Origin of the sequence: Thermosipho japonicus (assembly GCF_014201655.1) — a bacterium.
GTDB lineage: Bacteria > Thermotogota > Thermotogae > Thermotogales > Fervidobacteriaceae > Thermosipho > Thermosipho japonicus.
The window spans coordinates 201833-222562 of sequence record NZ_JACHEX010000002.1 but is presented as its reverse complement, the minus strand read 5'-3'; the positions used below and the strand labels follow the sequence as shown (position 1 = coordinate 222562).

Here is a 20730-nt window from a genome sequence, read left to right as displayed (position 1 = left end):
TTTTACCACAACTAAAATTTAATTAAAAGAATTTAGTTTTTTTAAAAAAATGTTGTATAATATAATTGCATTTCTAATTTTCTCTCCATCTTTTTATTTTTTCTTATTGTGTCCCATGTTCCACCAGCAACATTTTGTAAACGGAAACAAGCTTTACCAAAAAACTTCATAGGAGGTGGAATTATGAGGAACACCCCTTACTATTGGCTAGTTCTTCTTGGAGAAAAAGAGTACCATATTTTACCAATACTTTTTGTCCCATCTCAATCTCATGTCGATAACATTCTTGAAACGATTTACAAAAACAAACTTATTGATTTTGAAGTCAAAAGGGTAATGTTTTCAGATAATTTTGAAGCAGTTAAGAGGGTTACTGAAAAATATCTTAATTAAGAAGGGTGGTTTTATATGTTGAAAAATGGTATTGTTTACAAGGCTCTTGTTAGGTTTTCAGTTATAGATAGTACACAAATTGTTAGGACTGCAACAGAAAAACATGGACTTTCTCCAATTTCTGCGGTAGCATTAGGAAGATTGTTGACTGGAGCTGCATTAATGATTCCTTGGCTTTCTGAAAAAGAAACATTAACCTATATTATAGAAGGTTCAAATCAAATAAAGTACATAGCTTCTCAAGCAAAAAGTGATGGTACTGTAAGAGGCTACGTTATCCCAAAGATAGTTGAAACAATGACAAACGAACTTGGAAAATTTGATTTAAAAAAGGCTATAGGAAGAGGTACATTAAAGGTAGTAAGAGATCTAAATTTAAAAACTCCATATGTTACACCAGTTGAGTTAGTAAGCGGAGAAATAGCAGAGGATCTTGCACATTATTTTGCTGTTTCAGAGCAGCTCCCAACTGCTATAGCACTTGGAGTTTTAGTTGACAAAAATGGTATTAAAAAAGCCGGTGGAATAGTTATTCAAATTTTGGATAAAAATTTACCTGAAAGTGATATACTAGAAATTGAGAAAAAATTTAAAGAAGTTACTCCAATATCGAAGTTTTTAGAGAATAATACTGTTGAAGATGCTGTAAAACATATATTTGGGGATAAAATTGAAAAAATTGAAGAAAGAAAAGTAGAATTCAAATGTAATTGTTCATATCAAAAGGCTGTTGAGTCATTAAAGCTTTTAAAAGTAGATGAGCTGAAAGAAATGTTAAATGAAGGAAAAGCTGAAGTTGAGTGTAAATGGTGTAGTACAAAATATTATATTGAAAAAGAGGATATCGAAAAGATTTTGGAGGAAAAAGAAGAAAAATGAGTATTTCATCTAAAGTAACTTATATAACTACTGTTATTACAGCTATTACAATGGCAATAGTTTTAATTCTTTTATACTCAAGTATTCGGTTAATGATCTATCAGTCGACTAAAAAAGATCTAATTGAAAGTGTTAGACCATGGCTTATTACACCCATGGGAAGGATGCACAATCCCAAAAATGATATTTATATTTCAAAAGATGGGGTTGTTATTGTTGATCCTTACAAAATTGGGCCAATAAATAAAATAGGAAAGTTTGAAATTAATGGTAGAACTTACATTTTTTTAAAAGCAGAAAATTTGATAGTTGGAAAAGATATTACTCCTATAGTAAATTACTTAAATAACATAAAGAAAATTTTTGTGTATATTTTTGTTATTTCATTGTCACTTATTAGTTTTCTAACATATTTTATAACAAAGAAGTCAACAAAACATTTAAGAAATTTTGTCAGCGAGCTTTCAAAAATCAAAGGCGATAATTTAAGTTATAGATTTATAAAACCAAATACTCATGATGAGGTAGATGAGCTTGTTGAAAAATTTAACGAACTCATGGATCGTGTTGAAAAAAATTACAAACTTCAAGAAGAATTTGTTTCAAATGTATCTCATGAATTAAAAACCCCGATAGCGAACTTAATAGGTTATTCGAAAATGCTTGAAAGATGGGGTCACAAAGATGAACAAATTTTAAAAGAGGCTATAGATTCTATTTCTCAAACTTCCAAACAGATGAAAGACTTGGTTGAAAATATGATATTACTTTCAAAAAATCTGGAACTTGATATGGAACAAATTAATTTGAGAACACTAGTTGAAGGGATAGTAGTAGGATATAAAGATAGTAAAATTAAAATAATCGGAGATGGAACAATTTTGGCCAATAAAGAAGCTTTAGAGATTGTAATTAAAAATTTAGTTGAGAATGCTATATATCATGGGAAAGCACCTATTGAGATAAAATTGTACCAAGGCAGAATAGAAGTAACAGATCATGGAGAAGGTATAAGCAATGATTTAAAAGAAAGGATATTTGAGAAATTTCATAAGTCGAGAAAATCTAAAGGTCATGGATTAGGACTATATATAGTAAAGAAACTTTGTGATCAAATGGGGCTTAATATTTACATTAAGGATGATAAATATACCACATTTGTAGTTGAAAGGAGTGAAAAAGATGAAAACTGATATTGTAATTGCAAGAGAAGCAAAATTGGAGAAAATAACAAAAATAGCAGAAAAAATAGACATACCAGAAGAATATGTAGAGCCATATGGAAAGTACATAGCAAAAGTTGATTTAAAAATATGGGAAAAAGTTAAAAATAACAAAGATGGAAAGTTAATTTTGGTAACTGCAATGACACCAACCCCAGCCGGAGAAGGTAAAACAACAACAAGTATAGGACTTTCTATGGCGTTAAATAGACTCGGAAAAAAATCAATAGTAACACTTAGAGAGCCATCACTTGGTCCGGTATTTGGAATTAAAGGAGGGGCTGCTGGGGGTGGCTATTCTCAAGTTCTCCCGATGGAGAATATAAATCTTCATTTTACCGGCGATATACACGCAGTTTCAGCGGCTCATAATTTGATATCAGCAGTAATAGACGCACATATAAAGTTTGGAAATGAGCTTGGAATTGATCCCACTCGTATATATTGGAAAAGAACCATGGATATGAATGATAGGGCTCTTAGAAATATAGTTGTAGGTCTTGGAGGAAGTGCAAATGGACAACCACGTGAAGATGGATTTATAATTACTGCTGCATCTGAAATTATGGCTATTTTGTGTCTTGCTAAAGATCTTAAGGATCTAAAAGAAAGACTTTCAAATATAGTTGTAGCTCAAAGTTATGACAAAAAGCTTATTAAAGTAAAAGATTTAAAAATTGAAGGAGCACTTGCAGTTTTATTGAAAGATGCCATTAAACCTAATCTTGTTCAAACAATTGAAAATACACCTGCATTTGTACACGGAGGGCCATTTGCAAATATTGCCCATGGAACAAATAGTATAATTGCAACAAAATTAGCATTAAAGCTTTCTGATTATGTAGTAACAGAAGCAGGATTTGCAGCAGATTTAGGTGCGGAAAAGTTTCTTGATTTTGTTTCACCAACAGCAGGTTACGATGTAAATGCAGTTGTTGTAGTTGCTACAATAAAAGCTTTAAAATACCATGGTGGTGTAAAGAAAGATGAGCTTGACAAAGAAAATGTTGAAGCTATGTTAAAAGGTATGGAAAATCTTAGAGTTCATGTTGAAAATTTGAAAAAATATAACGTTCCAGTTGTAGTGGCTCTTAATGTGTTTGGAAGTGATACACAAAGAGAATTAGATGAATTTTCAAAGAATTGTGAAATTCCTCATGCACTTGTTTATGCCTTTGAAAAGGGCGGAGAAGGTGCTATTGATTTAGCAAATCTTGTTCTTGAAAACATAAAAGAAGCTCAGTATAAACCTTTAATAACTTCTGAAATGAGTCTTGAGGAGAAAATTGAAACACTTGCAAAAGAAATTTACAGGGCAGGGAACGTGATTTATACCGATAAAGCAAAAAGTAAATTGAAGTTCTTAAGAAAGCATGGATATGATACACTACCGGTAATTGTTGCAAAAACACAATCAAGTATTTCTGATGATCCAAAAAAGATTAATGCACCATCTGGTTATACTTTTACAATAAGAGACTTTGAACTTTCAGCTGGTGCAGGATTTATAGTAGCACTTGCCGGTGACATTATGAGAATGCCAGGGCTTTCAAAAATTCCAAATGCGGTTAATATAGACATTGATGAAGAAGGAAATATAATCGGGCTATCATAAAATAAACAGCTCCCGATCGGGAGCTGTTTATTTGTAAACACAAATTCTATCTTTTCCTGATTGTTTTGCCTTATATAAAACTTCATCAACTTTTTTAAAGGTTGCTTCAGGATCATCTTTGCCATTATAGCTTACAACTCCAAAGCTAGCTTTTAGTTTTTCATTTTTAATTTTTATTTCATTAATAATTTTTTTAAGCTCTTTAGATAGTTTTTCAGCATTTTCTAAATTAGTGTTTGGCAATATGATTAGAAATTCGTCACCACCCCATCTAAAAAAGAAGTCAGTTTTTCTAAGTCTTTTTTGGACTTTTTCTGCTACCTTAATTAAAACTTTATCACCAAAGTGGTGACCATATTTATCGTTAATTCCTTTAAAGTTGTCAAGATCAAACATTATTAGTGAAAAAGTTTTTCCTTCCCTTTTACACCTATTTATTTCCTCTGAAAGTTTTAATTCAAAATAGTTTTTGTTGTATATACCTGTTAGTGCATCAGTAATTGCCAAGTTTAGAATTTTTTCAATCTTTCTTACATTTGAAATGGCAAGTCCGAGGACATCTTTGATAGTTACCAAAAAGTTTACGTATGAATCAAAATACTGATGGAACAAAAATTTTCCAACTTTTAAAAATCCATATATTTCATTGTTGTATTTGATTTTTACGATTATTTCAATGTTATTGTTTATTTTATATTCATCTCCTTTTAGAATATCATTTCCTTCAAATGGGAAATATTCTATTATTTCTGGAGAAAGTAATATTTTAATTTGATCAACTATTATACTTATTAGTTCATCTTCTTTCTCAATTTTTGAACTTGATATTCTCGATAAAATATTGAAAGCTGCCATGTAATTACTTTTTTCTATAGTAAGTTCTTTTATTTTCTTTTCAGCTTTTATTTCTGCCAAAATTTTATTTATTAAAAGTTCAAAATAATCAAGTCCTATGTCTTCTATAGTGTAAGGCAATTCAAGAAAATTTGAAAAATCTTTTAATATAGTTTCGATATTCTTTTCAACTTTTGTATTTAATAAGACTATTTTATTTGTGATTTCTTTAAAAAAGCTTTGTGCAGTTTCTTTATCAAAACCATATGAGGATAAATTTTCTTTCCACCTAACAAGCCATCCTGGAGTTACAAGATATGCACCTTTACTAAGATATTTATCTATATTTGTTTTTCCAAACATGTAAAAGCAGTTTTCAAATTTGTATAGCTTTATTTGATTTAAATATTTTTCTGGTATCTTTTTTAAGATATCACAAAACTTACAACAAAAAATAACTAAATTCTTGCTTTCTAAAAGTTTCTCTTTTATTTTATAATTTCTATTTTCCTTTTTTAAAGTACAAAAAGAAGGGAAAGTGATAATATCAATTTTTTCATTTAGCTTTTTAGATACTGTTTCAAACTCTTTTCTAAAATTTTCACAGATAAGGAAAGTAATTCTTTCCAATTATTTCACCCTCTTATTGGATATGTCCCATATTTTTGTACTGACTCAGAAATTGAAAGTAATACCTCTTCACTCACATACCATGGAATTTCACCATGAGTATCACCTATTATAAATCCTCCTCCTTTTGCACCTTTTAGTATTAATTTTTTAACCTTTTCTTTAGCTTCTTTAACTGTCCAATGTTTCATTGATATGCCATCAAGATTTCCAACGAATGCAATTTTTCCTTTAAAAGTTTCTTTTAGTTTTTCTATATCATCGTCTGTTCCAAAACTCACTACCCTTACTTTTGGATCAATAATATCTTCTACAGAATCTGATACTCTAGCAGATGCCATATGTATGGCAATAGGGCCTGCAATCTTTTTAAACATTTCTTTTGCAACTAAAAAACCAGTTTCTTTAAGAACTTTTTTGGGCATCATTTCTGTTGATAGAAGAGGATCAAAATATACAATTATATCAGCACCAGCTTTTAATTGTGTGTTTGCAAAATTTGATGAAAAGTCCATGTTTTTTCTCATTAATTTCCAGAAATAATCTCTTTGAAAATATATTAATTCTATATATTTATCAAATCCCATTTGCATTATTGGAAGTGAAAATGGAGAAATTATAACCCCTATAACAGGGATATCGGTGTTTTTTAATGCATTTTCAGTCTCAAAAACCTTCTTCAAGACAAAAGAATTTCTTACATCTGGGATTTTTAAGTTATCAATATCTGAAAGTTTTTTAATAATAGGTTCTCCTGCATTTGGAGGGCCATTGTCAATAAATATACTTTCTCCTCCAAATGCTTCTATTTCAAGAGAAGCATAGAAAAATACATAATAAAAATCATGATTATATTTTTCTCTTAATTTTCTTTGGGCATATACAACATTTTCTGACTTTGAAAAGTATTCTTTTATTGTTATACCAAGCTCTTTTGCGCCATAAAATGTGAAGGCTAAAAAGAGTGGTACTTTATCTGGCTCTTTATATGACAATGCTTTTAATGTTCTTTCTCTAGATGTTATATTTTTCATTTTCTACCATCCTTTTTACGATTTTTACTGCATCAGTTGCTGTTTCACCAAATTCATTTGCTTTTACCTCTTTCCACAAACTTTTGTCAATTTTAAAAGGTGCACCTCCAACAACTATTTTTATTTCTGGATTTTTTTCTTTTAATTTTTCGGTTAGATCTTTTACTTTCAAAGCAGCGGGTAACATTAATGTAGATACCAGCAAGATATCAACTTTATCTTTAACTGAAAGATTGACAACTTCATCAACCTTTCTTCCAATACCATAATCTTTAACTACAAAACCTGCTGAATTCAAAAATGATAGAACTATTTTTCTACCAAGTCCGTGGTAATCTTCCAAAGTAACGATTGCGATATTTAAATTATTTTGTTTTTTTTCATCATTTGATTCACAATTATTTTTGCAACATTTATTTACCATTTCTTCTGCAATAATACCAATCAGATAATACTGTGCAAGAGAAATTTCACCTGCTTCCCACATTATACCGACCTTGTCCATGACTTCAGTAAGGATTTTTTCAGTGAAGACAAGAGCATCTTTTTTATTAAAAATATCTTTGAACAATTTTTCAGTCATTACTTTATTTCCTTCAAGCATATATTCTAAGAGTTTTTCAGAAATATTGTTCATCACATTCCTCCAAACTATTATTTTCAAAAATTATTTTATCATATATACTGGTCTGTTTTAAAAAATTATTATCTTTGAATTTATTGTTATTGTATTGTATAATTGAATGATATTTAAAAAATGGAAAAAACTTAATAATATTTTTTGAAAAGGAGGGTTTATATGAAAAAGAAACTTTTTATTCTAATTTTAATGTTTGTATCTGTAATTTCTTTTACCAGTGTAACATTTAAAGGGATCACACCATTTTTGGGTAATAGTGATTACATTCTTTCAAATAATAAAATTGTAGCAAGTTTTACTAAAGAAGGTGTGCTTGAAAATCTTGCACAAAAGGATGTAATGTATGATGCGATTGATAATTTATATTATGCACTAGATAAAAAAAGAGTGTATTTTAACAACTCACAAATACTTAATGATAAGTTAATTGCTTTTGGTACTAATGGGGATAAAAGTGTCAAAGCTGAATATTCACTTATTTCAAACGGGCTACATGTAAAAATCACAACTGACTCTACTTCACAAGAATTAAGAGTATTTTTCAAAGACAGTGACGTTAATCCTGTAATTTTTAAAGGCAAAAATTATCATTTTGTTCAAGGTAGCCATGTTGCATATGCAATTTCATTTCCAAATTCAATGTCTATGTACAGAATTGGGGCACTTATGATACTAAATAGAACTCCAAAAATAGACAATGGAAAATTTTCTTTTGAATTTGATATACTTGTTGATAAAGATGTATTTAGCTTAAAAAAAGATCTTGAACTGGTAAAAGATACTTTTAATATGAAAGTTGTTGATGAAAGGGGACGTCCAATAAATGATTTAAAAGTAGTTGCTTTGAATAATTATATTCCTTTGGATGTTTCAACTACATCAAAAGATGGTGAACTTGTCTTTTCACTACCACAAGGAAATTATAAATATCAAATTTTAAATCTTGATTTAGAAATTAAGGATGTTGAAGATGGAAAGATTATAATAAACCTTCCTGAAAATCTTGGTTTTAAATGGAAACCGTATCTTACGGATCTCTCAACTAATAGTGTTTATGTTGCCTTTAGAACAAACAAACCTTCTACCGCATTAGTTTTATTTGATCATAGCAAAGTAATTGATAACTTGTACGATACTTTCCATATGATTAAACTTGACAACCTTAAACCTATGACTACTTATGCAGCAACTGTAATTGTGGGAAATTCATTAATTGATAATGTATATTTTAAAACAGCTGGTCAAGAGAGATATAAATTTCTAGTATATGGTGATACAAGAACAAATAATGATTGGCATAAAGTAGTTTGTGATGAAATGGCAAAAGAGAATGCATTGTTTGTTCTTCACACAGGTGATCTTGTGGAAAGTGGAATTGTTCCAATTGATTGGGATAGGTTCTTTGATGCTGTACATGATCTTTATTCAACAACTCCACTTTTCCCAACTCTTGGAAATCATGAACACAATTCTATATTGTACTATCAAGCATTTATGACAGCCGAAGGTGGAGGAGATTTCCATAAGCAGTGGTATTCTTTTGATATTGGACCTGTTCATTACATTTTTCTTGATAGTGACGTAGAACAAAATACCGTCGAAGATTCAATCCAGACTGAGTGGTTAGAAAATGATCTAAAAAATACAAATAAACCTTACATAGTTGTTTTGTTTCATCATCCATTTTTCTCAAATGTGAAAAACAGAGGGCAACAATTTAGACCAACCTGGCATGATTTATTTGTAAAATATAAAGTTTCCGTGGTATTTAATGGACACATACATCATTATGAGAGATTTTACAAAGATGGTATTATGTATGTTACAACTGGTGGTGGAGGTGCTCCACTTGGTTTTGGTCTATACTCAAGTGATGTTTCTTTCCTTCCATTTTCAAAGGCAGCATATGCAGGTTATTTACACTATATAATTGGGAATATAGAAGATGATCATATACAATTTATAGTAAAAGCGGTTGGAAAGCAAGAGAATAACAAGTTGAAAAAAGTAAACCAAATTTTAGATGAATTTATAGTTACTCCAAGAAAATAAACTCAACCAAAATATTGCCCCCAATGTCTGGGGCAATATTTTTTAGATAGTAAAATCAAGTAAAATTCCTTTATTTTTTACAAACTCAATAAATTTTTTGTAAGTTTGATGGTTTACAAGGGTTGATGAATCACCAATACAAATTAATTTTCTTTTTGCACGTGTAAGTGATACATTTAAACGTCTCAAATCCGTTAAGAATCCTAATTCTTTTCTCTGATTTGATCTAACAAATGAAATAATTATAACTTCCTTTTCTCTTCCTTGAAATCCATCAACTGTATTAACTTCTACTCCAAGATTGAAAGATTTAATTAAATCGACTTGGTCATCGTAAGGTGTTATAACACCAATAAATTCTCTATTTAATCCAAGTTTTAGAAATCTTTTAACAATATCTTTTACAATATTTGCTTCAAGCTCATTAAAATATGAATTTGAATCCTTTTTTTGGCCTTCTGTCTTATCTTTTCTATTTTTTGTATCAATGAAAATAATTGTATTTTCAGGTTTTGTGATTTTATCATTCCCTTCAAATCCAAGATCTTTTAAAGTTATATTTCCAACGCCTGATTTGAGTTTTCCATTGTAAAATTCTTTATTTGGAAATTCCATTATCTTTTCATTCATTCTATATTGAATGTTGAGAAGTTCTTTCGTGTGTGGATATTTATCAACGAGTATTTCAAATAGCGTTATAGAAAGTTCTTTTGCTTTTTCAGAGATAATAGTTGGTGGAAGCTGTTTATGATCTCCAGCTAACACGAATTTTTTGCCTTTTGAAAGTGGAATTAAAACACTAGGTATAGTAGTTTGTGCTGCTTCATCTATAACGACAATATCAAATTCAACTCCTTTTAAAATTTCTGAATATGAGGATGAGTTTGTTGAAAATACAACACTTGAGTTTTCAATTATATCTTTTGAAATCTCTTCCTCAAATTTTTCCATTTCTTCTTTGATTTTCTCTATTTTATTGTTTAAAGTTATCCACTCTGCCATGGTATTTATCATTTTTAATGGTATTCCTCGTGTTGTTTTACCTTCCTTTGAAAGCTTCAGAATTTGTTCATCCGAAAGTCCACGTCTCCACTTTTGTATAGGCTTTTGGAATTTCTCTCTTTCTTCTGTTAAATTTGAAAACTTTTCTTTTAATTTATTGAGTTCTTTATATCTTTCATGTTTTTGTATTTTGAACAAAAGAGTAGAGGATAAAAGTTTTTTTGATACTCTTGAAGGATGACCAATTCTAACGTGAGAAACTTTTTCGGAGAGTCTTTCAACAAGATTATCAACAGCCATATTGCTATCTGCCGAGACAAGAACTTTTTTTCCTTTCCTTACTTCCTGTAAAATATATTCAACAAGTGTTCTTGTTTTTCCGGTTCCAAAAGGGCCGTGAATAAGAAAAAAATTTTTGCTTGAAAGTGCTTTAGAAATAGAAAGTTTTTGAGAATAATTAAGATTTTCATCAAAAGGTTTAAAATCAATTTTTTTAATATCATCAAATTTGACATCTTTTAGAATGTAAAGAAGAACTTTTTTGCCATTTTCAGATAAGTTTTTTAAATTATCAATTTGTCTTTTATATGTTACGTCACTTGCGTAGAGATCAATTCTAACTTCTTTAAAACTTTTTGGAAGGAGTTTATCTAACGAAACTACTATAAATCTTGAACCTTTTTCAACTACAACACCTTTAAAATCATCTCTAACTTTTCCTTCATTTTTATTTATTAATACTTCATCACCAACATTAATTTCTGTTTCAATTATTTTACTTCTTCCAAATTTAATAAGATATAATCCAAGTTCTTCTCCGATTACTTTTGGTTTTAAATTTAATATTGCTCTTCCTTTTTTTTCTCGCTCAAAGCCAGATAAATTTTTTATTTCCCACTCCATTTTTCTTATTTCTTCATTTCTTTCTAATTGAACAAGTTTAATTAATTTTTCAATGTATTTTTTCAATTTTGATCACCTCACCTTTTTTATTATATCATTAGAGTTTCTAAGGATTTTTTAAGGTTAAATATATATAATGAAGATGTAAAGTGCAAGGAGGTGAGAAAATGCATTGGTTCTTTCCAGTATGGCACCACAGCTTTTATGGATGGATTATTCCAATAATTGGTCTTGCTTTATTTATCTTAGTAGTGTTCTTGTTTTATAGAATATTAAAAAGTTTAATAAAAGATTTTAATGAAAAAAGGTCTTCGTCGTACAATTTTTCAAATGATGAGAGTTTGAAAATTTTAAACGAGAGATTTGCCAGAGGAAAAATTAGTGAGGAAGAATATAAAAGATTTAAAAATCTAATTCTTAAATAGGAGGTGGAAGTTATGAGAAAATTGGTATTTTTACTTGTTTCAATTGTATTTATAAGTGCATTATTTGCTTTCCCTTATAATTATCAAACAGCCAAGTCAGCAGATTATAAAAATGTATGGGAGAAGTTAAAAAATGTAGAAGTAAGTGAACCTGCAACATACACAGGTACAATAAAAGAAGTTTACATAGTAGTAAATCCAGGTTTTTCAAAGTCAAAAATTATACTTGAAACAGATGAAGGAAGCGATGTTGAGATATTTGTTGGACCTATGTGGAGATTTTTTGAATTTAAACCTGGAGAAAAAGTAGAACTTGAAGTAGTAAAAATTAACTTTAGCAAAGATTCATCATTTTATTTAGCATACAAACTTACAAGTGACGGTATTACAGTAGAAATCCCTTACAAACAAATGATAAAAGAAAGAATTGCAAATTTAAAAAGGCTCAAATTTCAAAATAATGTGGTCCCAAGATTTCAAAGAAGACCAGAGCAATCATTTGGATCGATGATGCCACACTATGGGAGTCCTTATGAGAATGGTTATCCTCCAATGAGTAGGCCACGAAATAGATGGAAATAGAAAATAGGGTGCACTTTTGCGCCCTACTTATTTTATTGTAGTATTTCGTAGAGTATTTTATCACAATTTTTGAAAAAATAAATGTATCCTATTAAAAGCTTTGATTAGTATATTAAAGAATTATGTTATATTCTTCAATAATTCAGTTTTATGTTAGGATTTTCACAAAATATAAAGTTTGATAAATATGCTAATATAAGTGATAATTTAAGTGTATTACAACAACATAGGGAGGTATTGAAAATGAGATTAAGTGAACTTGGTAGATTAGAAGCTCCTGGACCACTTTATAAAATGGCTCAACACCAATTTTTAAGAGCTGCAAAACTCATGGATTTGGATCCAAACATTGGTAACTTTTTACTTTGGCCACAAAAATCACTAATTGTTCATTTTCCAGTAGTAATGGATGATGGAAGAGTTGAAATATTTGAAGGATATAGAGTTCAACATAATACAGCAAGAGGTCCTGCAAAAGGTGGTATAAGGTATCACCCAGAAACAAATTTAGATGAAGTTTCTTCACTTGCATTCTGGATGACTTGGAAATGTGCTGTTGTTAACCTTCCATACGGTGGCGGTAAAGGTGGCGTTAGAGTTGATCCTAAAAAGTTGTCAGAAAAAGAATTAGAAAAACTCAGCAGAAGATTCTTCTCTGAAATTCAAATGATGGTAGGACCAACAAAAGATATTCCAGCACCAGACGTAAATACAAATGCAAAAATTATGGCATGGTTTATGGACACATACAGCATGAATTCTGGAAATACTACGCTTGGTGTAGTTACCGGAAAACCATTAGACCTTGGTGGATCAGAAGGAAGACCAGAAGCAACTGGTCGTGGTGTTTCAATTGTTGCATCCGAAGCATGTAAGGCAAAAGGAATGGATATTTCAAAAGCAACAGTTGCAGTTCAAGGTTTTGGAAACGTAGGTTCTTACGCAGCAAAAATTTTACATGAAGAATATGGTGCAAAAATTGTTGCAGTAAGTGACGTAAGTGGTGGTTTATACAGTGAAGAAGGTTTCGATGTAAATGATCTTATTAGATACAGAGATGAAAATGGTGGAGTTATCAAAGGATATCCAAAAGGTAAATCAATATCAAACGAGGAATTACTCACATTAGATGTTGATATCTTAGTTCCAGCAGCACTTGAAAATGCAATTACTGGAGAGATCGCAAAAGATGTTAGAGCAAAGATTATAGTTGAAGGTGCGAACGGCCCAACAACAGAAGAAGCAGAAAAAATATTAATCGAAAAAGATGTTCTTATTGTACCTGATATTCTAGCAAATGCTGGAGGAGTTACAGTATCATACTTTGAATGGGTACAAGACTTACAAAGCTTCTTCTGGGATATAGATGATATTAGAAAGAAATTGCACAGGATAATGACAAAATCTTTCGGTGAAGTATATGCAACAAAAGAAAAATACAACACAGATATGAGAACAGCTGCATACATTGTCGCAATTTCAAGGGTAGCAGAAGCAGTTAAAAAAAGAGGATATTTCCCAATGTAAGAAGATCTATAAAAAATCAAGCCCCCTTCAAATTTGTGAAGGGGGCTTTTAATTTGTCTAGTAAAAATTAAACTCTTGCGCTAATTAAATCAATAACATCTTTTACTGTGTTAATTTTTGAAAGATCGGAATCTTCCACTTTTACTCCAAATTCATCTTCAAAAGCCATTACTAAATCCACCATATCTAATGAATCAGCACCTAAATCCTCTGTTAAACTCTTTTCATCCGTAACTTCTTCAATATCCACACCAAGCTGATCAGCAATAATTTCCCTTATTTTTTGAATTTTTTCCATTTTAATCACCTCCTGTCATAGGAAATGATACCACAGAGAAAAGTTAGTGTCAAGTAAAAAAGTTAATGTAAATTAATTTTTAAAACAAAAATAAATCCCGCAAGAATGCGGGATTTATTATACCTATATGTTTAATATAAATTTCATTAATTTTCCAAGGAAAGTACTTTCATCTAATTCGTACTGGGTTGGTTCATAACTTAATAGTTCCAAAATTTTTAAGATAAATTCTTCTAAATCATTTGGTTCGGTATAATTTTCCCAAAAATCCTCTAAGGAAGTTCTTTCAATTTCAAGCATGTGCTGGGCTTTTTTCATTAAAGGAAAATCATAGTCTGAAAGTACTTCTAAAGATTTATCTATTAAATCTTCGAAGTTTAATTTTTCAAAGAGCCTTCCAAAGTATATTATTTGAATGACTTTATAAAAACTAATTACTTTATCAATTTTAAATAAAACCATGGAAGCTTTTACAAGGTTTTTTTCAATTAATATTGGATCTGCACCGGCAATGTAGGCACTTGAAATTATATATGAAAGTTTTTGATTAAAATTTCTAACTTCTATTTTTGAAAATTCATCTAGGATAATTTCTCCTTTTTCATCCGTTAGATCAAATACTTTTTCTAGCTCATCAAATTGAAAGTTTATATTGGAAAGTTTTTCTTCTAGTTCATCTTTTAATTTAAAGAGTACTTTTTTCAGGAACTCAACATATTCAGGATCATATTTTGTTAATTTATCAAGGATTTTATTATCGTATCCTTTAGTATAGAGCAAAATTTTTAAATAATTTTCTTCATACTCTTCTCCTGCAAGTTTTAGGTTTTCCTCTGCATCTTCATACAAACCTAAATTTTTTTGTAGTAATCCAAGTTCATTATATACTTCTGGAGTTGGGTAATTATTTGCCAATTCCTTTAGGATCTGCAAAGCTTGAAAATGTTTTCCAAGTCTAATTAACGTATATGAAAGGTTGTATGCAATTTCAGGTTTGTACTCCACAGATAATCCATCTCTAAAAACTTTTTCAGCCTTATCAAATTTTTGAAGTTCATTATATAGGACTCCTAATCTCAAATATACCTGAGGTAGTTTTTCAATTTTTAAAGCAGATTTATATGCAATTTCTGCATCTTTAAATTGACCATTTTCAAAGTATGTATCTCCAATTTTTAAAAGAGGTAATGAAAATTCTTTATTTAATTCAAATGCCTTCATGTACATTTCTATCGCTTCATCATAATCTTTTTTTAAATAAAGGACGTTCCCTAGTTCATAGTATCCAATATAGAAATTAGGATTTAATGATACTGCTTGTTTTAACTCAATTTCCGCGTTATCATAATCACCTAGTTTAGCAAATAATAATCCATAGTAAAAATGATATCTGTAATCGTATAATACATTTTTTGCTTTTTCGAGTATTTTTCTTGCTTCTTCATATCTTTGTTCATTAAGTAGTTTTTTAAACTTTTCATAGTAAAAGTAAACAAGGTAAGTTGCCCAATAATCTGTTTTTTCAACAGAATATTGGGCTTCAAGTCCTCTTACTATGACATCTAAAGGTATTCTATCCATTTCAGTAATAAGCGGCATATCCTCAACTAAAACAGGTAGTTTGACTGGTAAATTCTGTTTTTTAGCGATTTCAGGTTTTATTGGTAAATATACAATAGCCTTGATCTTATCACTCCTCCTATTTTTTAGCCAATTTTCCCTAATTTTCTTCCGGCAATTACATGGAAATGAATATGTGGGATTTCTTGTCCTGCTTGTTTTCCATTGTTTTGAACAATTCTATATTCTTTAAAATTTAGTTCTTCTGATAATTTTTTAATTATATTAAATACTTTCCAAAATCTTCTTTGATCGTCTTCTGATAATTCGTGTATTACAGGAACGTGTTTTTTATAAATTACTAAAAGATGTATTGGAGCAACAGGATTAATGTCTTTGATAACTATAAAATCTTCATCTTCGTATAACTTTTCAGATGGTATTTCATTGTTTATTATTTTACAAAACACACAATTTTCCATGTTTTCCCTCCCTACAATTTTATTATTTCTTCAACTTTTGGACCTATAGAAATATGTGTTATTTTTCTTTTTACGTGAGATTCAATAAAACGCAAGTATTCATTGAATTCTTTTGAAGTGTGATTTTCCCAGCCATCAAGAGTTTCATATATTGGTTCTGCTTTTTCCAAGTCATCTATTGAGTTAATTCTATCTACAATATTACCATCAATTTTGTATGCTACACAAACTTTTATTTTCTTCATGCCGTTTAGTATATCTCCTTTAGTCATTATAAGTTCTGTAGCTCCAGATACGGTAATTGCATACTTTAAAAGAGGAAGATCAAGCCAACCACATCTTCTAGGGCGTCCCGTTGTCGCTCCAAATTCGTGACCTCTTTTTCTTATTTCTTCCCCTTCTTCTTCGAATGCTTCTGTTGGAAATGGTCCATTTCCAACTCTTGTTAAATAAGCTTTGAAAACGCCTATATAATTCTCAGTTTTTACAGGAAAGCCAACACCATTTTGGATTCCAGTTGTATTACAATTTGTTCCAGTTACGTACGGATAGGTTCCAACATCTATATCCAATAGTACACCTTGTGTGCTTTCGAATAATACTTTGTTTTTGCTTATTAGGTTAATAATCTCTCCGTGAGGAATTATATGGCTTTTTAGTTTTTCGTATGAGTTTAAAACATTTTCAACACTTTCGACTTCAATATTATATAGATTTTTGTAGAGTTTTGAAATGTTCTTTATTTTTTCATAGAATTTATCTTTATTTTTAAAATCACTAAGTCTTATTCCTATTCTGTGTACTTTATCAGCGTAAGCTGGACCTATTCCACGTTTTGTGGTTCCAACAGCATTTTTTCCTTTAATTTGTTCTAACTTTTCATCTAACTTCTTGTGATGTGGCAAGACGACATGTGCAAGCTCTGAAATGTAAAGTTTAGGATATGTACCTGTTTTAGTTTTAAATTCTTCAATTTCTTCGACTAATTGTTCTAAATCCAAAACAACTCCGTTAGAAATAATGGCACCAACATTTTTTTTTACGTAAAATGAAGGTAGTAGGTGATGAATTAATTTAAAATCAGTATATTCAACTGTGTGTCCAGCGTTGCTACCACCACTGTATCTTACCACATAATCATAATCCTTTGAGAAATAAGTTGTTACTTTACCTTTTCCTTCGTCCCCCCACTGTAATCCAAAAATAACACTTCTCAAGAAAATTCACCTCTCTTAATAATCTTCAATAATTGATTTTTTATCACTAACAATATTTTCTATTTCTACCAATCTTTTCAACAATTTTGATTTTAATGCTTCAACTTTTTCTATTTTTGCTTTATAAAATTTTCCAACACAAAATGTATTTAATTTTAAATTTCCAAACTTAACATCTTTTCCATGAAAGTATACTCCTCTTTCAAATGTAACTTTTTCTACTTGAGAAAATCTAATTACAATATTTGAAAAATCACTAACTGCTAAAGACTTGGATCTAAGATTATATATATTAATATTTGTTAGACCTTCCACTCTTGAATTAGTAGAGTCAATATTATTTAATATAACTTCCCTTGTATTTGAAATATTTAAATTCGTTATTGTTGAGTTTTCCAAAACTAAAAAAGCAATGTGTTTAGCGTTTATGTTAGAAATAACAGAATTTTTTATTACAACAACGTTAGTTTTTGAAACATTTACATTTTCAAGATGTGCATTTTCTATATAGACAAGTTGTCCCCCATCTGAGGAAATTTCACCATCAAAATTTTTTGTTTTTGAGACAAATTTTCCATTTTCTGAAACGTCAAAACTAATATATCCAGGAAACGAAACATTTTCTGGAATATAAACTGTTCCTTTTACTGTTATCCCACTTTTTCCTATACTCTTTAATTCAACACCAGGTTCAAAAAAGAGTACTGCTTTCTCAGGAATTACAACACGTCCAACAATTTTGTATGGAGATTTTGAGCTAAGTAAAATATTCTTATTATTTATTCCTGATATAGGAGTTTTAGAGTCAAGTGGCGTTATATTGCTTATGCTTGGTGGAACGATGGAAAAGCCTCCCATATTTTTTGCTTCATCCATATTACAAAATAAGAAGGGGGCTTTTTCATCTCTTTTAAAACTTCCGGTAATTTTTTCACCAAAGAAACTTATTCTATTTTCGTAATTAATTTTTAAAACTTCATTTTCTAAAATAACAAGATTTGGATCCCTTGTGGTAAATATGGTGGAAGTTGGTGGAATAGTGTCTATAATAACTTTAAACAAAAATTCCTGGTAACTTCCTACCAATCTTAAAGAATGAACTCCTTCTTCAAAATCAAGCCCGTTTATTTTTTTATCTTTTATAGCAACTCCATTAAAATATCCTTCTAGATTTTCAAATTCAATTTCAACATCGTTACTTCCGATGTACCGTGGAATACTGAAAGAAAAAATTATTAAAGAAAAAAGTACTAGGAAAATTACAATAATTTTTTTCACTTTATACCTCCACACTTTCGCCAGGGTTTAGAATAATGCACTTAATTCCTAATTGTTCAGCACCCTTTTTAAATTTTTCTTCATCAGCGTTTATAATGTCCCATGTGTTATAGTGCATAGGAATTACTACCTTAGGTTTAATCATTTCAACAGCTTTTAAGGCATCCTCAACATCCATTACAAAATTTCCACCAATTGGTAATATTGCAACATCAACACCACGTAAAAGTTCCATATCTTTTGTAAGGCCTGTATCTCCTGCATGATATACAGATTTTTCAGAATAAATAACAAATCCACCAGGATTACCTCCGTATATTATATTATCACCTTCAATTATGCCTGATCCATGTAAAGCAGGCGTCATTTTTAATTTGCCAAATTCAAAATTGAAAGAGCCACCAATATGCATTGGATGAACTTTATTAACACCTTTCTTTTGAAGATAATTACATATTTCAAAATTTGAAACAACAGTCGCATTATATTTTTTAGAAAGCTCCACAGTATCTCCAATGTGATCTCCATGGCCATGGGTTACTAGTATGTAATCAATTTTATCAAAAGAAAAATCTTTTGGAAATGCAGGATTTCCAGTTATAAATGGATCAATTAATATCTTTTTGTTTGTTTCAATAAGAAAAACAGCATGCCCTAAAAATGTAATTTTCATATTTTACACCTCCCTATCCATTTTTTACAACTAAATTATACTCTATAACTTATATAACTTGCAATATATTTTTTCAACTTTCATGTTAAAATTTAAAAAGGGGGTGAATAAATTGAAGATTGATTTAGTTTTTGCAGAAATTGGTTCAACTACAACTGTGGTAACAGCCTTTCATAATTTGGATGGAAAAGTAAAAATTTTAGCTCAGGGAGAACACTGGACAACTGTAAATGAAGGGGACGTAACAATTGGTATAGAGAGAGCAATTGAAAATTTAAAAGAAAAACTGGGAGTTTCTAATTTTTCATGGGATAAATTTGCTGCTTCAAGTAGTGCAGCCGGTGGGCTAAAAATGACAGTACATGGTCTAGTATATGATATGACTGTTCGAGCTGCAAAAGAAGCTGCACTTGGTGCGGGTGCTGTAATAAAATATATTACGGCAGGAAAGATGGATGAATTTCATCTTCACAAGATAAAGCAGATTTCACCAAAATTAATACTTCTTGCCGGTGGAGTTGACTATGGAGAAAAAGAGACAGTAATTCATAATGCAAAATTACTGTCAAAGCTTGATTTGGATGTTCCTATTATTTATGCAGGTAATATTGCCGCAGCTGAACAGGTCGAATTTATTTTAAAAAACTCTGGAAAAACTGTTTTTGTAACTGAAAATGTTTATCCAAAAATAGACCAATTAAATGTTGAACCTACTCGAAACATAATAAAAGAAGTTTTTGCAAAACATATTACTAAAGCACCTGGTATGGAGAAGATTTATAATGTTGTTGATTATGAAATTCATACAACCCCGGGTGCTGTAATGAAGGCGACGCAACTTTTATCTGAAATTTATGGAGATGTGTTAACAGTTGATATTGGTGGAGCTACAACAGATGTAGATTCAGTAACAGAGGGAAGTAATGAAATTCAAGAGATTACAATTTCTCCAGAACCTGTTGCAAAGCGTACTGTTGAAGGTGATCTTGGTTTGTTTGTTAATGCTCACAATGTTATTGATTTAATTGGTAAAGAAAATTTAAAGCACGAATTTGAAAATTTAGATGAGTTGATAGAAAGAATTTCACCTTATCCAAAAACAGGCCAGGATGAATATTTTATATCAAAACTTGCTTTATATTGTTTTCAGCAAGGAATAAGAAGACATGTTGGTAAAAAAAAGCATATATATACTGCGTTGGGAAGAAAATTAATAGCGGAAGGGAAAGATTTAACTGCTGTTAGATATCTTTTTGGAACGGGAGGTTTTTTAAGTCGTTCCAAGTATGCAAAAGATGTTTTGAAAACTGTGAATAATCTGTCCAAATTACATCCGATGGAACTTTTACCACAAAATGAAGTTAAAATATTTAGAGATAAATATTACATTTTTGCTGCAATAGGTGTAATTGCTAGTGAAATTGATAAAGAAATAGCAAAAAAGATATTATTAGAAGACTTAGAAGAATTGGGAGGTTAAAAA

19 protein-coding genes are annotated in these 20730 nt (G+C 30.0%); 9 read left to right on the top strand and 10 right to left on the bottom strand.

What is annotated here, in order from left to right; genetic code table 11:
• The first annotated feature begins 183 nt into the window (after positions 1 to 183).
• From HNP65_RS04990 to HNP65_RS04975, 4 genes are read left to right on the top strand one after another with little or no spacing between them, the layout of a single operon-like run.
• Positions 184 to 393, top strand: coding sequence for a hypothetical protein (locus HNP65_RS04990; protein WP_126992802.1), 210 nt, complete (start codon positions 184 to 186; stop codon positions 391 to 393).
• A gap of 15 nt (positions 394 to 408) precedes the next feature.
• Positions 409 to 1272: an Hsp33 family molecular chaperone HslO gene (gene hslO, locus HNP65_RS04985; RefSeq protein ID WP_184619217.1), complete on the top strand. Its 864-nt coding sequence runs from the start codon at positions 409 to 411 to the stop codon at positions 1270 to 1272.
• Positions 1269 to 2465 carry a HAMP domain-containing sensor histidine kinase gene (locus tag HNP65_RS04980; RefSeq protein ID WP_184619216.1) on the top strand — a complete coding sequence of 399 codons (1197 nt, stop codon included), beginning with the start codon at positions 1269 to 1271 and terminating at the stop codon, positions 2463 to 2465. The genes hslO and HNP65_RS04980 overlap by 4 nt, the downstream gene beginning before the upstream one ends.
• Positions 2455 to 4110, top strand: coding sequence for a formate--tetrahydrofolate ligase (locus HNP65_RS04975; RefSeq protein WP_184619215.1), 1656 nt, complete (start codon positions 2455 to 2457; stop codon positions 4108 to 4110). The genes HNP65_RS04980 and HNP65_RS04975 overlap by 11 nt, the downstream gene beginning before the upstream one ends.
• Positions 4111 to 4137: 27 nt before the next feature.
• Here the strand turns inward: HNP65_RS04975 and HNP65_RS04970 are convergent, their stop codons facing one another.
• Genes HNP65_RS04970 through HNP65_RS04960 form a run of 3 tightly spaced genes read right to left on the bottom strand, consistent with a single transcriptional unit; the run spans position 4138 to position 7245 of the window.
• Entirely contained in the window at positions 4138 to 5574 is a 1437-nt protein-coding gene (locus tag HNP65_RS04970) for a diguanylate cyclase (protein ID WP_184619214.1), read from the bottom strand.
• A gap of 5 nt (positions 5575 to 5579) precedes the next feature.
• On the bottom strand, positions 5580 to 6608 hold the full coding sequence (locus HNP65_RS04965; RefSeq protein WP_184619213.1) for a uroporphyrinogen decarboxylase family protein: 1029 nt from the start codon (positions 6606 to 6608) through the stop codon (positions 5580 to 5582).
• The gene (locus tag HNP65_RS04960) at positions 6589 to 7245 is read right to left on the bottom strand and encodes a cobalamin B12-binding domain-containing protein (RefSeq protein ID WP_184619212.1); all 657 of its coding nucleotides are present in this window, start codon (positions 7243 to 7245) and stop codon (positions 6589 to 6591) included. Before HNP65_RS04960 ends, HNP65_RS04965 begins: the two co-directional genes overlap by 20 nt.
• Positions 7246 to 7407: 162 nt before the next feature.
• On the opposite strand from HNP65_RS04960, the gene HNP65_RS04955 reads away from it, so the two are divergent.
• Complete coding sequence (locus tag HNP65_RS04955; RefSeq protein WP_184619211.1) at positions 7408 to 9300, top strand: metallophosphoesterase family protein; 1893 nt, start codon at positions 7408 to 7410, stop codon at positions 9298 to 9300.
• A 42-nt stretch (positions 9301 to 9342) separates the two neighbouring features.
• On the opposite strand, the gene HNP65_RS04950 is transcribed toward HNP65_RS04955, so the two are convergent.
• Entirely contained in the window at positions 9343 to 11271 is a 1929-nt protein-coding gene (locus HNP65_RS04950) for an IGHMBP2 family helicase (protein WP_184619210.1), read from the bottom strand.
• A gap of 101 nt (positions 11272 to 11372) precedes the next feature.
• On the opposite strand from HNP65_RS04950, the gene HNP65_RS04945 reads away from it, so the two are divergent.
• From HNP65_RS04945 to HNP65_RS04935, 3 genes are all read left to right on the top strand, one after another.
• Complete coding sequence (locus tag HNP65_RS04945) at positions 11373 to 11630, top strand: SHOCT domain-containing protein (protein WP_184619209.1); 258 nt, start codon at positions 11373 to 11375, stop codon at positions 11628 to 11630.
• A 12-nt stretch (positions 11631 to 11642) separates the two neighbouring features.
• A complete protein-coding gene (locus HNP65_RS04940) occupies positions 11643 to 12212 on the top strand; it encodes a hypothetical protein (RefSeq protein ID WP_184619208.1) in 570 nt (189 codons plus the stop codon).
• Positions 12213 to 12455: 243 nt separating this feature from the next.
• Positions 12456 to 13739 (top strand): Glu/Leu/Phe/Val family dehydrogenase, encoded by a 1284-nt coding sequence (locus HNP65_RS04935; protein WP_184619207.1) that lies wholly within the window; start codon positions 12456 to 12458, stop codon positions 13737 to 13739.
• A gap of 67 nt (positions 13740 to 13806) precedes the next feature.
• Here the strand turns inward: HNP65_RS04935 and acpP are convergent, their stop codons facing one another.
• The 6 genes from acpP to HNP65_RS04905 form a co-directional block, all read right to left on the bottom strand.
• Positions 13807 to 14037: an acyl carrier protein gene (gene acpP, locus HNP65_RS04930; RefSeq protein ID WP_004100598.1), complete on the bottom strand. Its 231-nt coding sequence runs from the start codon at positions 14035 to 14037 to the stop codon at positions 13807 to 13809.
• 123 nt (positions 14038 to 14160) lie between these two features.
• Entirely contained in the window at positions 14161 to 15636 is a 1476-nt protein-coding gene (locus HNP65_RS04925) for a tetratricopeptide repeat protein (RefSeq protein WP_184619206.1), read from the bottom strand.
• 107 nt (positions 15637 to 15743) lie between these two features.
• On the bottom strand, positions 15744 to 16079 hold the full coding sequence (locus tag HNP65_RS04920) for an HIT family protein (RefSeq protein WP_184619205.1): 336 nt from the start codon (positions 16077 to 16079) through the stop codon (positions 15744 to 15746).
• An 11-nt stretch (positions 16080 to 16090) separates the two neighbouring features.
• Positions 16091 to 17296 (bottom strand): adenylosuccinate synthase, encoded by a 1206-nt coding sequence (locus HNP65_RS04915; protein ID WP_184619204.1) that lies wholly within the window; start codon positions 17294 to 17296, stop codon positions 16091 to 16093.
• 15 nt (positions 17297 to 17311) lie between these two features.
• Positions 17312 to 18574: a hypothetical protein gene (locus HNP65_RS04910; protein ID WP_184619203.1), complete on the bottom strand. Its 1263-nt coding sequence runs from the start codon at positions 18572 to 18574 to the stop codon at positions 17312 to 17314.
• Position 18575: 1 nt separating this feature from the next.
• Complete coding sequence (locus HNP65_RS04905) at positions 18576 to 19247, bottom strand: metal-dependent hydrolase (RefSeq protein ID WP_184619202.1); 672 nt, start codon at positions 19245 to 19247, stop codon at positions 18576 to 18578.
• 112 nt (positions 19248 to 19359) lie between these two features.
• Between HNP65_RS04905 and HNP65_RS04900 the strand changes: the two genes are divergently transcribed.
• A complete protein-coding gene (locus tag HNP65_RS04900; RefSeq protein ID WP_184619201.1) occupies positions 19360 to 20727 on the top strand; it encodes a GlmL-related ornithine degradation protein in 1368 nt (455 codons plus the stop codon).
• The last annotated feature ends 3 nt before the right edge of the window (positions 20728 to 20730 follow it).

Coding starts and splice junctions, on each gene's coding strand:
- HNP65_RS04975 (WP_184619215.1), top strand. CDS start 2,455: ATGAAAACTGATATTGTAATTGCAAGAGAAGCAAAATTGGAGAAAATA.
- HNP65_RS04955 (WP_184619211.1), top strand. CDS start 7,408: ATGAAAAAGAAACTTTTTATTCTAATTTTAATGTTTGTATCTGTAATT.
- HNP65_RS04935 (WP_184619207.1), top strand. CDS start 12,456: ATGAGATTAAGTGAACTTGGTAGATTAGAAGCTCCTGGACCACTTTAT.
- HNP65_RS04925 (WP_184619206.1), bottom strand. CDS start 15,636: ATGCCGCTTATTACTGAAATGGATAGAATACCTTTAGATGTCATAGTA.
- hslO (WP_184619217.1), top strand. CDS start 409: ATGTTGAAAAATGGTATTGTTTACAAGGCTCTTGTTAGGTTTTCAGTT.
- HNP65_RS04980 (WP_184619216.1), top strand. CDS start 1,269: ATGAGTATTTCATCTAAAGTAACTTATATAACTACTGTTATTACAGCT.
- HNP65_RS04960 (WP_184619212.1), bottom strand. CDS start 7,245: ATGAACAATATTTCTGAAAAACTCTTAGAATATATGCTTGAAGGAAAT.
- HNP65_RS04920 (WP_184619205.1), bottom strand. CDS start 16,079: ATGGAAAATTGTGTGTTTTGTAAAATAATAAACAATGAAATACCATCT.
- HNP65_RS04965 (WP_184619213.1), bottom strand. CDS start 6,608: ATGAAAAATATAACATCTAGAGAAAGAACATTAAAAGCATTGTCATAT.
- HNP65_RS04945 (WP_184619209.1), top strand. CDS start 11,373: ATGCATTGGTTCTTTCCAGTATGGCACCACAGCTTTTATGGATGGATT.
- acpP (WP_004100598.1), bottom strand. CDS start 14,037: ATGGAAAAAATTCAAAAAATAAGGGAAATTATTGCTGATCAGCTTGGT.
- HNP65_RS04905 (WP_184619202.1), bottom strand. CDS start 19,247: ATGAAAATTACATTTTTAGGGCATGCTGTTTTTCTTATTGAAACAAAC.
- HNP65_RS04990 (WP_126992802.1), top strand. CDS start 184: ATGAGGAACACCCCTTACTATTGGCTAGTTCTTCTTGGAGAAAAAGAG.
- HNP65_RS04940 (WP_184619208.1), top strand. CDS start 11,643: ATGAGAAAATTGGTATTTTTACTTGTTTCAATTGTATTTATAAGTGCA.